This is a genomic window from Methanobrevibacter arboriphilus (assembly GCF_019669925.1).
In the GTDB taxonomy this organism is placed as follows: domain Archaea; phylum Methanobacteriota; class Methanobacteria; order Methanobacteriales; family Methanobacteriaceae; genus Methanobinarius; species Methanobinarius arboriphilus_A.
This window is the reverse complement of sequence record NZ_AP019779.1, coordinates 1,198,797-1,216,821: the sequence shown is the minus strand read 5'-3', so window position 1 is coordinate 1,216,821 and position 18,025 is coordinate 1,198,797. Positions and strand designations below refer to the sequence as shown.

At 26.3% G+C, this 18,025-nt stretch carries 12 protein-coding genes; 11 read left to right on the top strand and 1 reads right to left on the bottom strand.

Annotated elements, in window-relative coordinates:
• Positions 1 to 255: 255 nt before the first annotated feature.
• From purB to MarbSA_RS05395, 5 genes are all read left to right on the top strand, one after another.
• Complete coding sequence (purB, locus tag MarbSA_RS05415; RefSeq protein WP_221061110.1) at positions 256 to 1,605, top strand: adenylosuccinate lyase; 1,350 nt, start codon at positions 256 to 258, stop codon at positions 1,603 to 1,605.
• A 385-nt stretch (positions 1,606 to 1,990) separates the two neighbouring features.
• On the top strand, positions 1,991 to 2,833 hold the full coding sequence (locus MarbSA_RS05410) for a pirin family protein (protein WP_221061109.1): 843 nt from the start codon (positions 1,991 to 1,993) through the stop codon (positions 2,831 to 2,833).
• A 248-nt stretch (positions 2,834 to 3,081) separates the two neighbouring features.
• On the top strand, positions 3,082 to 3,765 hold the full coding sequence (locus MarbSA_RS05405) for a DUF998 domain-containing protein (RefSeq protein ID WP_221061108.1): 684 nt from the start codon (positions 3,082 to 3,084) through the stop codon (positions 3,763 to 3,765).
• A gap of 238 nt (positions 3,766 to 4,003) precedes the next feature.
• Positions 4,004 to 4,258, top strand: a complete 255-nt coding sequence (locus MarbSA_RS05400) for a hypothetical protein (protein WP_054835258.1) — start codon at positions 4,004 to 4,006, stop codon at positions 4,256 to 4,258.
• A 244-nt stretch (positions 4,259 to 4,502) separates the two neighbouring features.
• On the top strand, positions 4,503 to 5,705 hold the full coding sequence (locus MarbSA_RS05395; RefSeq protein WP_221061107.1) for a potassium/proton antiporter: 1,203 nt from the start codon (positions 4,503 to 4,505) through the stop codon (positions 5,703 to 5,705).
• A 151-nt stretch (positions 5,706 to 5,856) separates the two neighbouring features.
• On the opposite strand, the gene MarbSA_RS05390 is transcribed toward MarbSA_RS05395, so the two are convergent.
• On the bottom strand, positions 5,857 to 6,015 hold the full coding sequence (locus tag MarbSA_RS05390) for a preprotein translocase subunit Sec61beta (RefSeq protein WP_080459511.1): 159 nt from the start codon (positions 6,013 to 6,015) through the stop codon (positions 5,857 to 5,859).
• Between the two features lie 621 nt (positions 6,016 to 6,636).
• Here MarbSA_RS05390 and polC point away from each other — a divergent pair.
• The 6 genes from polC (at position 6,637) to trpC (ending at position 17,953) form a co-directional block, all read left to right on the top strand.
• Entirely contained in the window at positions 6,637 to 10,113 is a 3,477-nt protein-coding gene (polC, locus tag MarbSA_RS05385; RefSeq protein ID WP_221062057.1) for a DNA polymerase II large subunit, read from the top strand.
• 633 nt (positions 10,114 to 10,746) lie between these two features.
• Entirely contained in the window at positions 10,747 to 13,065 is a 2,319-nt protein-coding gene (gene nrdD, locus MarbSA_RS05380) for an anaerobic ribonucleoside-triphosphate reductase (RefSeq protein WP_221061106.1), read from the top strand.
• 705 nt (positions 13,066 to 13,770) lie between these two features.
• Positions 13,771 to 15,270 (top strand): anthranilate synthase component I family protein, encoded by a 1,500-nt coding sequence (locus MarbSA_RS05375; protein ID WP_221061105.1) that lies wholly within the window; start codon positions 13,771 to 13,773, stop codon positions 15,268 to 15,270.
• Between the two features lie 24 nt (positions 15,271 to 15,294).
• Positions 15,295 to 15,873, top strand: coding sequence for an anthranilate synthase component II (locus tag MarbSA_RS05370; RefSeq protein ID WP_221061104.1), 579 nt, complete (start codon positions 15,295 to 15,297; stop codon positions 15,871 to 15,873).
• A 67-nt stretch (positions 15,874 to 15,940) separates the two neighbouring features.
• Complete coding sequence (gene trpD, locus MarbSA_RS05365; RefSeq protein WP_221061103.1) at positions 15,941 to 16,951, top strand: anthranilate phosphoribosyltransferase; 1,011 nt, start codon at positions 15,941 to 15,943, stop codon at positions 16,949 to 16,951.
• Between the two features lie 150 nt (positions 16,952 to 17,101).
• Positions 17,102 to 17,953, top strand: coding sequence for an indole-3-glycerol phosphate synthase TrpC (gene trpC / locus MarbSA_RS05360; RefSeq protein ID WP_221061102.1), 852 nt, complete (start codon positions 17,102 to 17,104; stop codon positions 17,951 to 17,953).
• Positions 17,954 to 18,025 lie beyond the last annotated feature (72 nt).

Here is an 18,025-nt window from a genome sequence, read left to right as displayed (position 1 = left end):
ATTAATTATTAATAAATAATTATTGATAATAAATATAATTATAAAATAAATTATAAAATAAATTATAAAATGAATTAAAAAATAATTAAAAAATAATTTAAAATAACATAAAATAATTATAAAATAATCATATTTTTGTGTATTATATAGATTTTAAGTAAAATTAATAAATCTTAATAAATTTTAATAAATTTTGACAAGTTTTAACAAGTTTTAATAATATTTGATAAATTTTAATAATAAAGGAGAGTTTAAATGGCTATTCACCCTATTGAATTTAGATATGGAACTCCTGAGATGAAAAATATTTGGGAATCTGAAAATAAATTGCAAAAAATGTTAGATGTTGAATCTGCATTATCTCAAGCAGAAGCTCAACTTGGAATTATACCAAAAGAAGTAGCTGATGAGATAAAGAGTAAAGCAAGCACTAAATATGTTAAACTGGATAGAGTAAATGAAATTGAAAGAGAAACTAATCATGATATAGCTGCTCTTGTTAAGGGGCTAGGAGAGCAATGTGAAGGTGATGCAGGAGAATATATTCATTTTGGTTCTACATCTAATGATATAGTTGATAGTTCACAGTCTCTTCTATTTAAAGAATCAATAGAAGTTCTAGAAGAAAAAATAAAAAGATTAGCTAATATTATATTAAAATTAGCCGATGAAAATAAAGAATTAGTATGTATAGGTCGTACTCATGGACAACATGCTCTTCCAACTACTTATGGCATGAAATTTGCTCTTTGGGCAGATGAGCTTAAAAGACAGTATGATAGACTTGAACAATCAAAGAAAAACCTTTGTGTAGCTATGATGGATGGAGCTGTTGGAACTACAGCTGCTTTAGGTGAAATTGGATGGGAAGTTCATAAAAAAGTGGCTGAAATCCTTGATCTTCCTCCAGCTAAAATAACTAATCAAGTTGTTCAAAGGGATAATCATGCTGAATTTATGATGGTAATGGCTAATATAGCTACTACTCTTGATAAAATAGCTCTTGAAATTAGAAATCTTCAACGTACTGAAATTATGGAACTTGGAGAATATTTTGACCCTGAAAAACAAGTTGGAAGCAGTACAATGCCTCATAAAATGAATCCTATTACAGCTGAAAGAATTTGTGGTGTTTCACGTGTTGTTAGATCTTATGTTGTTGCAGCTATGGAAAATAATCCTTTATGGCATGAACGTGATCTTACAAACTCTTCCTGTGAGAGAATTATATTCCCTGAAGCTTGTATTTTAACCGATTACATTTTAAATTTAACTATTAAATTGATGAGTAATTTAGTGTTTTATAATGATAATATTGAGAGGAATCTTAATTTAACTAATGGTTTAATCATGGCAGAGCGTCTTATGGCTGAATTGACAAGGAGTGGTATGGGAAAACAAACTGCTTATGGTATTGTTAGAGAATGTGCTATAAAAGCTAATAAGGAAAATGAACCTCTTTTTGATGTTATATTAACTAAAGATGAGGTTAAAGAATTTTTATCAAAGGAGGATGTTGAAAAAATTATGAATCCTCATACTTATTTGGGCTCTTCTAAAAAAATAGTTGATGAAGTTTTAAAATCATCTAAAGATTGGTTTTAGATTAATCTTAAATAAATTATTCTTATCTGATTTATTTAATTTTTGTATTCATTAAGTATTTATAAATATTTCTAAAATATCTTATTTAATACTTTTATCTTTTTGTATTATTTTTTTTTATTCTATCTTGTCCTTATTTCATTTTAATTTTAGTTATCTTATTCTAATTTTACTTATTTTAGTTATTACTTTTATTATTTCTAGTTTATTTTTCTATTTCTAGTTTTTAAATATGAAAATCCAAATTTTTAATACTCATTAAACACAAATATATACTTATATTTGTGTCTTAAAATAAATCTTCATAGCTAATTTGATTATTATAAAATTTTTTTATTTATTTTTTAAATAGATATTTATTAATTAAAAAAGTTGAGGGTTAAAAATGAAAACAAGAAACATTTTTAAAACAGTAAAAGGGCAACCTGTAATTGATGGTGCAGGTGTTCATTTAATAAGAGTTCTTGGTCCTAGCGATGTCTATGATATTGACCCATTTTTAATGCTGGATGCTTTTGATAGTGAAAACCCTGAAGATTATATTTTAGGTTTTCCAATGCATCCTCATCGAGGAATTGAAACTATTACATACCTTATAAATGGAGAAATTGATCATAAAGATAGTTTAGGCAATGGAGGAACTATTGAAGAGGGAGAATCTCAATGGATGACTTCTGGAAGAGGTATTCTTCATGAAGAGATGCCTCAAGCATCTGATAGACTTTTTGGTCTTCAAATATGGTTAAATATGCCAAAAATGTCTAAAATGGATGAACCTGCTTATTTTGATATTACTAGAGACATGATTAAATCTATTGATCTTCCAGAAAATGGTGGTGTAGTTAAGGTTATTTCTGGATCATATGATGATATTAATGGTGTTGATACTCGCCATGTCCAAGTCACTATTTTTGATATTAGCTTAAATCCAGGATTTGAGTTTGAAATTCCATCAAATGAAGAAAATAATTTATTTATTTATATATTTGAAGGAAATGGATTTTTTGGAGAAAATGAGGATATTATTGTTGATAATAAGACTGTAGCTATTTTTGATGAAGGAGATCATTTTAAAGCTAAAGCTGGGGCCAATGGACTACGCTTCATGTTGTTTTCAGGCAAACCTCTTAGAGAACCTATTGCTTGGGGAGGTCCTATTGTTATGAATACTGATGAAGAATTAGATGAAGCTTTTCGTGAACTTAGATTAGGTACATTCATTAAATAATAATTTTATCTTTTTATATATTTTTTAGATATTTTTTATATACTTTTTAGATATTTTTAAATCTTTTAGATAACTTTCTAATATTTTTAATATTTTTGTCATGAATTGTTTCATCATTTTTTAATCTAAAATTTAATTTTTAGTGGATTCGTTGATTTTAATTAAATTTATTTAATTGTTAATTTATATCAAATTATAAATATTAATAAACTATAAATTTTAATAAATTAATCTTATTGGTGGAACAAATGAAAGATAAAAACATTAACAATGATACTTTAAAGAATCTAAATTATAAATGGCTTATTTCATGTGGTGCTATTGCATCTTTTATATTTACATTTTCTTGGATTATTCAAGGAATTTTTAAATATTCTTATAATTCTTTATCAATGTCTATAAGTTCATTAGCTATTGGATCTTTTGGATGGATACAATCATTTACTTTTATTTTAACAGGGGTTTTACTAGTTTTATTTGCATTTGGATTTTTTAAATTAAGTAAAATGAGGTTTAATCAGATTTCTAAATGGGCTTATATTTTTATATTTATTTGCGGTTTGGGATTAATTGGTGCAGGATGTTTCACTACAGGTTATATTAATGGATATTCTACACCTGAAATGTTATCTAATGAATATTTGAGAAGTATTTTGAATCAATTGTTTTTAACAATTTTTTTCTTTGGGATAGCATTAGCTTGTTTCATTTTTGGAAATTATTTCACTTATAAAAGAGAACTAAAATGGTTAGTTTATTCTTCTTTGTCTGGTATGATAATATTAATAACTTTTTTGATAACAAATTTAGGATTTTCTAATTTCATTGGAATACAACATTATGCAGGGTTTTTAGAAAGAATAACATTTACAATAGGATTTGTTTGGGTGTTTTTAGTTTCACTTTATTTTTTACTAGATAATAAAGCTTAAATATTAATAATACTTTTTTATCTTAATATTTTTCAGCTTAATAATGTTTAACTTCTTAATATTTCTTTAGATTAGTTAATATTTTTAACCTAATATTTTTTAATTTATATACTTTAACATGATATATTATAAACTAAATATATTTCTAACTGAATATATTTTAATCTAATATGTGTTTTAATCTAGTATAATTCTAATCAATATGTTTTTAACTTTTATAATTTTACAGGTGTTTTTGATGGATCAAAAGGATTTAGTTAATATTTTCAAAAAAATCGAATCTGATGAGTTAGATAATGGATTAAAACCAGTATTTTTACAAAATAAAAATGATATATCATATCAATTTGAAAAAATTCATTTTATATTTATTAATAAGGTAACACTTGCATTTAATAGGTTACAAATTGATGAAAATAATCTTCGTTTTTATATAGGTGATGAAGCGGTTAGTGCTATAGCTATCTTTAATATTGAAGAAATAAATCCATAAACTATCTTTCAATGTTTTTGTTTCAAAATCAAGGCAAAAAGCTTATATAATAAAAAAATTAGATAAAATATTGTAATAATATAAAACTCAGAAATATTATTTTAATTTATTTTAGAACTTAATGTTTTCTTAAATATAGTTTTTATATTATATAAATTGAAAATAAAATTAAAAATTTAATATAATTAAAGTTAATTTAATATAATTAATTAAAAATTTAATATCGGGTTATGGAAAATTTAAGATGATTGATATTCAACTTATACTTTTAGCTATAGGTTCTTTACTTTTAGCTGGTGTATTATTAAGTAAACTTTCTTCTTATATTGGTGTCCCAACTCTCATTGTTTTTTTACTGCTTGGACTTTTTTTCAATGGAAATACTCTTTTTACTCCTTCTGTTGATAATTATGCATATATTCAGTATATTAGTATATTTGCATTAATTATAATAATGTTTTCTGGTGGTTTGGATACTAATACTAAGAAAATGAAGCCAATAGCTTCTAGAGGAGCTGTTCTAGCTACTGTTGGTGTTTTGATAACAGCTATTGCTACTGGATTACTTATTCATTATTTATTGGGAATAGATATAGTTCTTTCTTTATTAATGGGTTCTATTATTTCTTCTACTGATGCAGCAGCGGTATTCTCAATTTTTAGGTCTGGAAAAATAAAATTGAAAAAAAATCTTGCTGAAACTCTTGAACTTGAAAGTGGAGCAAATGACCCAATGGCTTATGTACTTACTATTAGTTTTTTAGAACTATTAACTCACCCAACAACTTCTATTGAAGGTATTATATTTTTATTTTTGAAGTCTTTAATTCTTGGGGCAGTATTTGGAGTTATATCTGGCAAATTATCTGTAAAGCTATTTGAAAATGTTAATTTAGATGTTAAAGGTTTATATCCTGTTCTTTTAGTTGCTTTAGCTGTTTTAACTTTTTCAATTTCTGAAATAGTTGGTGCAAATGGATTTTTAGCTGTTTATATTGCAGGAATAATGATAGGCAATGCTAAAATGATAAAAGATGCTAAATTATCTAATGAAACAAATACAACTTTCTTCGAAGGGTTAGCATGGCTTATGCAGGTTATAATGTTTTTAGTTTTAGGGTTGTTTATTTTCCCAAATCAGCTATTAGAAACTGCTGGAATTAGTATAGCAATAGCAATAGCTTTAATGTTTATTTCTAGACCTATTGCTGTTTTCACTTCGTTGATCCCATTTAAAGTGAGTTTAAAAGAAAAAGTATTTCTGTCGTGGACAGGAATTAAAGGAGCGGTTCCTATAGTTTTTGCTACATACCCTTTAGTTGCAGGAATTCCTGAGGCTTATACAATATTTAATGTTGTATTTTTTATTACAATAATCTCAGTAATTTTACAAGGTGGAACTATTAAATTTGTTGCAAGAAAGCTTGATTTGCTCTCTACTTGTTAAATATTTAAAAATAAGTTAATTAGAATTAGATAATAAGTAGAATTATATAATTAGATAATATAATATTTAGAGATAATATAATATTAGAAATAATATTATTTTATTTTAGATAAATTATATTATTTTGTTTTAGAAAAAAATTTTATTATTTTTAATTTGAAAAGTTTAATATAAAACAGAAGATTCCTAAAATTATTGTTGCAATAACAACTCCCTCTGGAGAAATTTTAGGCCCAGTACTTTCTTCATCAAAGTATCGTACTAATCCTGCTCCTGTAGGAGGAAGCATATTTTGATCTTTTTTTGCCATTTTATCACCTATAATGAAATATAAATATAGTATAATAGATTATAAATACGATTATAATAAATATAAATAAATTTAATATTGATAAATATTATATTATTTCTTATATTTATACTTATAGTAATATTATTAAAATGTGTTTATAATTAGAATATTTTTATAAGTATGTTTATAAACTGAACTATACTTATATTAATATTATTTTTAATATTACTAATTTTGCTTATTACTAATTTTATTTATTACTAATTTTATTTATTTTAAATATCATTAATTTTTATTTTTAATATTAGTAACTTTTCTTGTTTAATTCACTATCTTAAATTTAATTCACTACCTTATTTAATATTATTAATTTTATTTTTATTAATCTTAATTTAATTAAAATCTTAGTTTTAATTATTTAATAATTTTTGATATTATTTTACTGAGATTTATAAAATTAACTAAACCCTTAACAATAAATACTAGTTTGAACAAAAGATTACATAGTAATATAAACTTTGCACAACCATATAAATATTGTTTTTTTAGTGTAATGTTTGCTGATCTGGATTACTTTTTAGTTATAGCTAATTAAAGGATGTATTAGGTAAGATGGAAGATTCTGAAAACACTATAAAAATGGATTATTTTGAAAAACTAGAAAAAGAAACCCATTATCTCTATAAAATAGCTAATGAGGCTCGTTCTAAAGGATTTGATGTTGAAACTGAAACTGAAATTCCTTTAGCTAAAGATTTAGCTGAAAGGGTTGAAGGACTTGTTGGTCCTGTGGGAGTAGCTAAAAGGATGAAAGAACTTGAAGAAAAAAATCCTTCATGGTCTCGTGAAAAAATTGCATTTAAATTAGCTGCTGAAATATCTTCTCAGAAAATCGAAGAAGATTTAAATAATAATGGTAGAAGAAAAGAGAAAAAAGTATATGAATCTTTTGGAGAAACATTCGATTCAAAAAGGGAACAGATTGCAGATCAAGCTTTAAGAACAGCTTTAGCTATTTTAACAGAAGGTGTAGTAGCAGCTCCTATAGAAGGTATAGCTAAGGTTAAAATTAAAAAAAACTTTGATGGAACAGAATATTTAGCTGTTTATTTTGCAGGCCCAATTAGAAGTGCAGGAGGAACTGCTGCAGCGCTTGCTGTTCTCATTGGGGATTGTATTAAAGTAGCTACTAATCTTAGTAATTATAAACCAATCGATGCAGAAATTGAGAGATATGTAGAAGAAGTTGAACTTTATGAATCAGAGGTTACTAATCTTCAATATTCTCCAAAACCTGAAGAAGTACGCCTTGCAGCTCAAAATATTCCTGTTGAAGTTACTGGCGAACAAACTGACCAGGTTGAAGTATCTCATAGGGATTTAGAGCGTGTTGAAACTAATAACATTAGGGGAGGAGCATTACTTGCAATGGTTGAAGGTATTATTCAAAAATCTGCAAAAGTCTTAAAATATTCTCACACTCTTAAACTTGATGGTTGGGATTGGTTAGAAGGTTATTCAAAAGAAAAAAAGAAAAATAAAGATAAACAAGATGATAAACAGGAAAATAAGAAAGAAAATAAAGAAGAAAAATCTAAGCATGAGGCTGCTAAAGAAAATGCTAAATATATTCAGGATATTATTGGTGGACGTCCAGTTTTAGGTTATCCTTCAGAAAAAGGAGGATTTAGATTACGATATGGAAGAAGTAGAAATACTGGACTTGCAGCTATGGGCGTAAATCCTGCTACAATGCAGCTTCTTGAATTTTTAGCTGTTGGAACTCAACTTAAAATTGAAAGACCTGGCAAAGGAAATTGTGTTGTTCCAGTAGATTCAATTGAAGGGCCTATTATAAAATTAAAAAATGGTAATGTAGTTAAAATTAATTCTGTAAAAGAGGCAAAGGCTGTTAAGGGTCAAGTAGCTGAAATCTTATTTTTAGGTGATATGTTAGTAGCTTTTGGAGAATTTTTAAGAAATAATCAGACTCTTCTTCCTTCAGCTTGGTGTGAAGAATGGTGGATTGAAACTATTAAAAATTCAAGTATTTTTGATGAAAACGATTTTCTTTTGGATTCAAATCCTGATTTAACTTTAGAAAATCTTGGTAAATTAGAAATGCCTGAATATAGTTATATTTCTGCTGAAGAAGCTTTTGAAATTTCAAAAAAGTATGATATTCCTTTACATCCTTTGTATACATATTGCTATAATGATATTTCTATGAAAGATTTAAATTCTTTAATTAAATGGATAAATAAATATAAAAAAAGTTATGATGAAAATGATAAAGAGTTTAAACTTGATTTATCTTTTGAAAAACGAATTTTAGAGATTATTGGCGTTCCTCATAAAATTGAAGGAAGAATTGATAAAAATGAGGATGTTAAGGTTATTTTAAATCCTGATGATGCTTATGCACTAATTCATACTTTATCTAAAGAGATATCTAAGGATGATTTATATAATCCTAATATATCAAGTCTTGAAGCTTTAAATAATGTTTCTCCAGTTCTAATAAAAGATAAAGCCCCTATATACATTGGAACTCGAGTTGGAAGGCCAGAAAAATCTAAAGAAAGATTAATGCGCCCTGCTCCTCATGTTTTATTCCCTATAGGAAATTTCGGTGGAAACAGACGGCTTGTGGCTGAAGCATCTAAAAAAGGAAAAATAGCTGTTGAATTATCTAGAAGGGTTTGTACAAATCCTCAATGTCAGTTGAGTTCATTTAATTCAATTTGCCCTCATTGTGGCTCTCCTACTGAAATTGGATCTCCAGGTCGTAAAAATATAAATTTATCTGGAATGTTAAGAAAAGCTTCTGATAATGTTTCATATAGGCGAGTAGATGAGATTAAAGGAGTTATAGGAATGATTTCTGAATCAAAACTTCCTGAACCTCTTGAAAAGGGTGTTTTGAGAGCTAAAAATGAAGTATTCACATTTAAAGATGCTACAATTAGGCATGATTCCACAGACCTTCCTCTAACCCATTTCATTCCTAAAGAAATTGGAGTAACTGTAGAAAAACTACTTGAAATGGGTTATGATAAAGATGCTTATGGAAATCCTATTGAAGATGAAAACCAAGTGATCGAGCTAAAAGTCCAAGATGTAGTTATATCTAACAATTGTGGGGATTATTTAGTTAATGTAGCTAATTATGTGGATGATTTACTTGATAAATTTTATTCTATGGATAGATTTTATAATGTAAATAAAAAACAAGATTTAATAGGTAATTTAATAGTAGGTCTTGCTCCTCATACCTCTGCTGGTGTTTTAGGCCGTATTGTGGGTTTTACAAAGGCTTTAGCTTGTTATGCTCATCCTTATTTCCATTCTGCAAAAAGAAGGAATTGTGATAGTGATGAAGATTCTGTTATGTTACTTCTTGATGCTTTAATTAATTTTTCAAAATCATATCTTCCTAGTACTCGTGGTGGGAGTATGGATGCTCCTTTGGTTTTATCTTCAAGAATTGATCCTGAGGAAATCGATGATGAGTCCCATAATATTGATGTTTTAGCTCATTTTTCAGAAGGCTTCTTTGAGAAAACTTATGAGGGTGTTAAACCTTCAGATGCTTTGGATTTAGTTGATAATGTTTCAATGCATTTGGGAACATATAAACAATATGAAGATTTGATGTTTTCTCATAATACTTCTAATATTCATGCAGGTCCTAATATATGTTTATATAAAACTCTTCCTTCTATGAAAGAAAAAGTGGAATCACAGATTGAATTAGCTGAAAAGATTCGAGCTGTTGATCAAAGGGGTGTTGTTGAAGGAGTATTAAGTTCTCATTTCCTTCCAGATATTATGGGTAATGTAAGAGCATTTTCAAAGCAAAAAGTTCGATGTACTTCTTGTGGTTCTAAATATAGAAGAATGCCTCTCACAGGAAAATGTAAATGTGGATCAGATTTAGTTTTAAGTGTTTCAAAAGGATCAGTAACTAAATATCTTGAAATATCAAGGGATTTAGTAGCTAGATATCCTATAACTCATTATTTAACTCAAAGATTAGAAATACAGGAGTTTGGTATCGATTCTCTTTTTGAAAGTGATAAATCTAAACAAAGTTCTCTTGATATTTTCTTATAATACTTTTCATTAGAATTTTTTCATAGATTATTTGTTTAAAAGATATTTTTCATTTATTTTAGATACTTTCTATTTATTAGATATTCTTATTTAAATGATATTTGTATTATAGAAGATATTTTTTGTAATTAATCTTTAGATATTTTGTTTATTCTTTTTATTTGTTTAGAATTAAGATTTATTTTTATATTTTGTTTAATTAATTTAATAATTCTCTAATTTTTGATTATTTTCATTTATTTAATGGCTATTAGAATAATTCGTTTTTATTAAAAATTTAGGAAGTTATATATGTTAGATTTTACATATAATTAGACAATGAATTATTAATTTTTTATGAAAATTCATGGGTATGTATGTAAATTCGCTAATTATTATATCATATTATTTGTTTGATATCATACGAATATTTATATATTTCTTTTTATAAATATTATTAATAATTCTTATTAATTCATATTTAAAATGAAATTAATTTTAAAATATTAGTTTATATTTAAATAAAATATTAGTTTGTATTTAAATTAAAATATTAATTTGTATTTAAAAATTAATTTACTATAGTAAGTTTGATTATTAAAAAATTATTTTTAAAATTGAACATTTATATGTATTATTAAATGGGTGTTGGCAATGCAAAACGAGACAAAAACAACCGATGATTTATCAAATAAGGTTAAAATATGTGTCAAAAAAAATAATGGGATAATGGAGCGTTTTAGCTATGAAAAACTTTTAAAATCATTAGTTATGGTAGAAGCTCCTTACTTTGAGTCTGATAGAATACTTTCTAATGTTGCTTCTTCAGTTTATGATGGAATTTCAACAAAAGAAATAAAAAAGATAGTTTATGAATTATTATCAGAGATTGATGAAGAAAGTGCTAATAAATATTTAGCTGCAACTACTTTAAAAGTTAGAACTTCAAGAGATAAAATTGAATCTTTTGATCTCGCTAAAATCGCTAACACTTTGGTTGAAGAAACTGGTGCTTCACAAGAAACAGCTTTTGAGATTGCTTCTCAAGTTTGGAAAGAACTTAAAAAATTAAATGTTGAATATCTTACTGCTCCAATGATAAGGGAAATTGTAAACACTAAGCTAGTTGAACATGGTTTAGAGGATTTAAGAAGTAGATATACTCGTTTAGGTATTCCTGTTTTTAATATTACTTCCTTAATCGAAAATGGATCTCGTGATAATGCTAACATGATTCATAACCCTGAAAGTGTTCATAAATATGTAGCTGATGAAGCTTTAAAACAATATGCATTACTTCAGATGCTTCCATCAGATTTAGCTGATGCTCATATGTCTGGTGATATACATATTCATGATCTTGAATTTTTCGCTGGAAGACCTTTAAATTGTATGCAACATGATATTCGTACTTTTATTAAATATGGGCTTAAAGTAGATGGTACTGGTGATCACACTTCAGTAGCTGGGGCTCCTAATCATATAGAAACCTTAATGAATCATACTGGAGAGATAATGCTTGCAGCACAGCAAAATATGTCTGGTGGACAAGGTATGTCTCTTTGGAATGTTTTTGTAGCTCCTTTTGCAAGCGGTCTTCCTTATGATAAAGTAAAACAAGCTGTTGAGATGTTAATTTATAATCTAAACATGGCTTATGCAGCAAGGGGTTCTCAAGTTCCTTTCACAAGTATGGGCTTAGAATTTAGTGTTCCTAAATTCCTTCAAGATGAAGTTGCTTATGGTCCTAAAGGGAAAATTGTAGGTACTTATGGTGATTTTGAGGAAGAGACTCGGATGCTTCAAAGAGCTTTCACTGAGATATTGCTTGAAGGGGATGCTGATGGAAAACCTCATCTTTTCCCTAATACTATCTATACTCTTAGAAAAGAGTCATTAAAAGATGAATATGCAGAAGATTTACTTAAAGTTCATGAACTTTCAGCTAAATATGGTTCTGCTTACTTTGCAAATATGTTACCTGATTATAGGGGTAATATGGCTAATTATATGGGTTGTAGAACTTGTCTTCAGGATAATTGGACTGGAGATTGGAATACTGACTGTTTAAGAACTGGTAATTTAGCTTACATTACTTTGAACCTTCCTAGAATTGCTTATCAATCTAGAGATGAATCTGAAGTATTTGAGTACATTGATTCTTATATGGATCTTGGTATTAGAGCATTAAATATTAGAAGAGAACAGGGACTTAATTGTTTAAATAATTATAATTTATTGCCTTTCCTTAATCAAGATGTAGAAGATGATGTTTATTATAGAATTGAAAATGCTACTATGTCTTTTGGTTTTGTAGGACTTAATGAGATGTTAATGTCTTTATTTGGATCTGGAATTGATGATCCTAATTCCAACAAATTTGGTGTTGAAATATTAGAGTATATGAATAAGAGAGCTCAGGAACTTAAAAAAGAAACTGGTCTTAGATGGACTATTTTGCAAACTCCTGCAGAATCAACTGCTTATAGGTTTGCAACTCTTGATAAAGAAAAATTTTCAGATAATGTAATTACTCAAGGAGAATCTGGAGCTAATTATTATACTAACTCTTCGCATGTTCCAGTCAATTCAAATGTTTCATTGGTTGATAAAATTAAGATTGAAGAGAAATACCATCCTTTAACTGGTGGAGGTCATATTTTCCATGCATTTATGGGTGAATCTTATTCTGACCCAGAATCTTTAATGAGTTTAACAAATAAGATAGCTAAAAAGTCTGATATCGGATTTTGGGCATATAGTTCTGCATTGAGCTTTTGTATTAAATGTAAAACTCTTATGAAGGGCTTGAATGATCAATGTCCTACTTGTGGTGAACGTGATGATGTTGAATGGTATGATAGAATAACAGGGTATGTTCAACAAGTTGGCAGAGCTAAATCTTCATCTGGTGGATGGAATGCTGGTAAAAAGCAAGAACTTGTAGATAGAAATAGATTTGAGAATAGTTAATAGTTAAATTATTTTTTTATCTATTTAATTTTTATTTATTTAATCTTTGTATTTATTCATTATTTTAAAATTAGTTATATTAATTCTTTATTTTTTTAATATTCTTTTTAGTATTCTTTTTAGTATTTTCTTTATTTTAGTGTTCTTTTTATTTTTTAGTCTTTTTTATTTTTATTAGACTTTTATCTAATATTATTCTTTTTTTATTTTTTGCTATTTTTAGATCTTTATTTTCAATATTATCATTACCTTTATAGTATTACTATTAATATTACTAATATTATCACTATTATTATTACTATTATTATTTTTATTACTCTTATTCTTATTGTTACTTTTATCATTAATTTTATTATTTTTATTTTTCATTGAATTTTGACAGAATATTTATTATATATACTGTACAATAATGTACTACAAAGGTTTAAATAGTACTTTATATAATTTATTTATACAGTAAAGTTCTAAAATTTGTTCTAAAATTGAATAAAATAATTAAAAAGAAATACTAATAATACTGAATTAAAAGGTTTATGAATTGTTATTCCTTTAAAGAAGGTTTAATTTGTTGAATAACATTATAAAAAAATTAAATTATCTAAAAATTCTAATTTAAGAAATATATAACTATATTTAAAGCAAAATAACAATTATTTATTCATATTAACAAAAAATATATTAATTATATTAAAAAGGAGTTATAAAATGTATTTTCCACCAATAGAAAAAGCAAAGAAGATACTTAAAGAAGGTGACTATAAAGTCATTCCAATTTGTTGCGAAATATTATCTGATATTAAAACTCCAATTGAAGTGCTTAAAATTTTAAAAAATAATAGTAAACATTGTTTCATATTGGAGAGTATGGAAGATTTGGAAAATTGGGGAAGATACACAATATTAGGCTTTGATCCGACTTTAGAAATTACTTGTGAGGATAATTTTTTAAATATTAAAGGTTATAAGAATTTAAGTAAAAAAACTAATAATCCTAAAAAATACATTAACCAAATTATTGATGAAAATAGGAGTCCTAAAATAATAGAACTTCCACCTTTTACAGGAGGATTAGTAGGGTATTTTGCATATGATTATATTAAATATGTTGAACCTTCTCTTAAATTAAAAGAAAATTTATTTAAAAATAATAATGAGGGTGATGAGTCTTTTAAAGATTTTGACTTAATGCTATTTGATAAGGTAATTGTTTTTGATAACCTTAAACAAAAAATCTTCTTAATAGTTAATATAAAATCAGATAATATTGAAAAAGAGTATGAAGTAGGTAAAACTCAATTAATGGAATTAAAAGACATAATAATTAATGGTATGCCAATAAATGGAAATGATAATAGATTAAAACTACTTGATGATTTTAAACCTTTATTTTCTAAAGAAGAATTTTCTAAAATAGTAAAAAAAGCTAAATTTCATATAAAAGAAGGAGATATATTCCAAGTTGTTCTATCTAATCCATTATCTTGTAAAATAAAAGGTAGTTTATTAGATACGTATAGAATTCTTAGAACAACTAACCCTTCTCCATATATGTTTTATTTTTCAAGTGATGACATTGAAATAGCTGGTGCTTCTCCTGAAACCCTTGTAAAACTACAAGATGATAATTTATACACTTTTCCATTAGCTGGAACAAGACCAAGAGGCAAAAATAAAAAAGAAGATGATGAATTAGAAAAAGACCTTCTTTCAGATGAAAAAGAACTTGCAGAACATAATATGTTAGTTGATCTTGGAAGAAATGATCTTGGAAAAGTTAGTGAATTTGGTTCTATAAATGTTGAAAAATATCTTACTATTGAAAGATTTTCTCATGTGATGCATATAGGTTCTACTGTTTCTGGAAAATTAAAAGAAGGTAAAAATGCTTTGGATGTTATAGATGCAATTCTTCCTGCAGGAACTCTTTCTGGAGCACCTAAAATTAGAGCTTGTGAAATAATAAATGAGCTGGAAGATAATAAAAGAGGCATATATGGGGGAGCTATTGGTTATATTGGCCTATCTGGAAATATGGATACTTGTATAGCTATTAGAATAGCTTTTTCTAAGAAAAATAAAGTTTTCATTCGGTCAGGTGCAGGTATAGTTGCAGACAGTGTTCCTGAGTTAGAATATGATGAATCTATAAATAAGGCAAAAGCAGTCTTAAATGCTCTAAAATTAGCTGAAGATATTAATTTATAATTTTTATTAAATAATGGTGATAAAATGATTTTACTTATAGATAATTATGATAGTTTTTCATATAATCTTTATCAAATGATTGGAGAATTGAATCCTAATATTAATGTTATTCGTAATGATGAATTAACTTTATCTGAGATTAAAAGACTTTCCCCAGAATTTATTGTGATATCCCCTGGTCCTGGAAGACCAAATGATGCAGGATTATCAGTAGATATTATAAAAAATTTTTATAAAAAAATACCTATTCTCGGAATTTGTTTAGGGCATCAATCTATTTATGAAGCTTTTGGTGGGAATATTATATATTCCAAGAGATTGGTTCATGGAAAACCTTCTAATATTGAAATTGATAATGAAAATATTTTATTTAATAATTTAGAAAATGAAATTTCTGTAGGTCGTTATCATTCTCTTTCTGTGAATAAAGAAAATATTCCTGATGATATTTCTATAATAGCTAAATCAAAAGATGATGATGAAATAATGGCAATATGTCATAAAAAATATCCTGTTTATGGTTTACAGTTTCATCCAGAATCAATACTGACTCCTAATGGTGATAATATTGTTAAAAATTTTTTTAGAGGGTTTAAATCTTAATGGACTACTGTAAAATATTAGAATATTAAAATTAAAATGATTAATAATTAATTTGAGAGGTAGAAACATGATAAAAGAAGCTATTTTAAAAGTAACTAAAAATCAAGATATTTCTTATGAAATGGCTGAAGAATCAATGAATGAAATAATGAAGGGTGAAGCCAGTAAAGTCCAAATGAGTTCCTACTTAACTGCTTTATCTATGAAAGGTGAAACTATAGATGAGATAACTGCTTCTGCTGCTTCTTTAAGAAATCATTGTGTTAAATTATTAACAGATATGGATGTTTTAGAAATTGTAGGTACTGGTGGTGATGGCTCAAATTCATTTAATATTTCTACAGTATCTTCAATTGTAATTTCTGCAGGAGGAGTTCCAGTAGCTAAACATGGTAACAGAGCATATTCTAGTAAATGTGGAGCTGCCGATGTTTTAGAGTTTTTAGGTGTCAATATCGAACTTCCACCTGAAAAAAGTAAGATGTTACTTGAAAAAATTGGCATTTGCTTTTTATATGCTCAAAATTATCATCTAGCTATGAAGTATGTTGCTCCTGTTAGAAAAGAACTAGGTATTCCTACAATTTTTAATATTTTAGGGCCATTGCTCAATCCTGCTGGTGCTAATATGGAGGTAATTGGTGTTTATGAAGAATCTCTTGTTCTTCCTATAGCTATGGTTATTCATAATTTAGGTGTTAAAAATGCTATGGTAGTTTATGGTCAAGATAAATTAGATGAAATCTCTATTTCGGCCTCTACTACTGTTTGTGAGATAAAAAATGGTAAATTTTCTCAGTATACTTTAAATCCTGAAGATTATGGCTTCAATTTAGCTTCAAAGTCTGCAATAACTGGAGGTTCTGCATCTAATAATGCTCAAATCGCATTAAATATTTTAAATGGAGAAGAAAGCCCTAAAAGAGATGCTATTATTATTAATTCTGCAGCTGGGCTTTATATTTCTGGAAAGGTGAATAACTTAGAAAAAGGTATAACTCTTGCTGAGAATATTATTGATAGTGGTAAAGCTAAAGAAAAGCTAGATAACTTTGTTTATATGTCTAACAATATTTAGTATTAAATTAATAATATCAAATTAATAGTATTAAATTATTAGTATTAGATTAATAGTATTAGATTAATAATTAGATTAATAGCATCAAATTTACTATAATTAAATTTTTATTGATTAATATATTTTTAAAACTTTTTGGTTGAGTTTGTAATGATTTTAGATGAAATTTTAATAGCAACTGAAGAAAGATTAGAGAATAAAAAAAGGAATATGTCTCTTGAAGATTTAAAAAACAAATTAAAAAATAAATCAGATAATGAAGTAAATAATAAGTTAAATAATAAATTAAATAATAATTCTAAGAGTAATAAACTTGAAGATAATTATTTTGAGAAATATTTAAAAGAAGATAATATTTCTTTCATCTGTGAAGTTAAAAGAGCTTCTCCATCAAAAGGAATTATTTGCAATGAATTTGATTATATAAAAATAGCTAAAGAATATGAAAATGCGGGAGCAGCTGCTATTTCAGTTTTAACAGAGCCTAAATTTTTTAAAGGTAATGACACATATCTTTCAGACATTGTAGCTAATGTAAATATTCCAGTTCTCAGAAAAGATTTTATAATTGATGAATATATGATCTATGAATCAAAATTATTAGATGCTTCTGCATTACTTCTAATAACCTCTATTCTAGAACCAAAACAACTAAAAAAATATATTAAACTCTCTTATAGTTTAAATATTTTCCCTTTAGTAGAAACTCATAGCTTAAATGAGGTTGAAATAGCTATTGATTCTGGTGCAAAGATTATTGGTATAAACAATAGAGATCTTAGAGATTTTACTGTAGATATTAATAATACTTTAAATTTAGAAAAAAATATTCCAAAAGACATTAGAAATTCAATAACCATTGTTTCTGAAAGTGGAATAAAGACTTCTGAAGATATAAAAACATTAAATGATAATAATATTGACTCTGTTTTAATTGGTGAGTCTCTTATGAGAAGTAAAAATAAGGAATTTGCTATTAAAGAGTTAAAATCTTTGATATAGATTATATTTGATTGTTATATTAATTAATTATGATTTATAATAAATAATTACAATTTTTAATAAGTAGTTAGA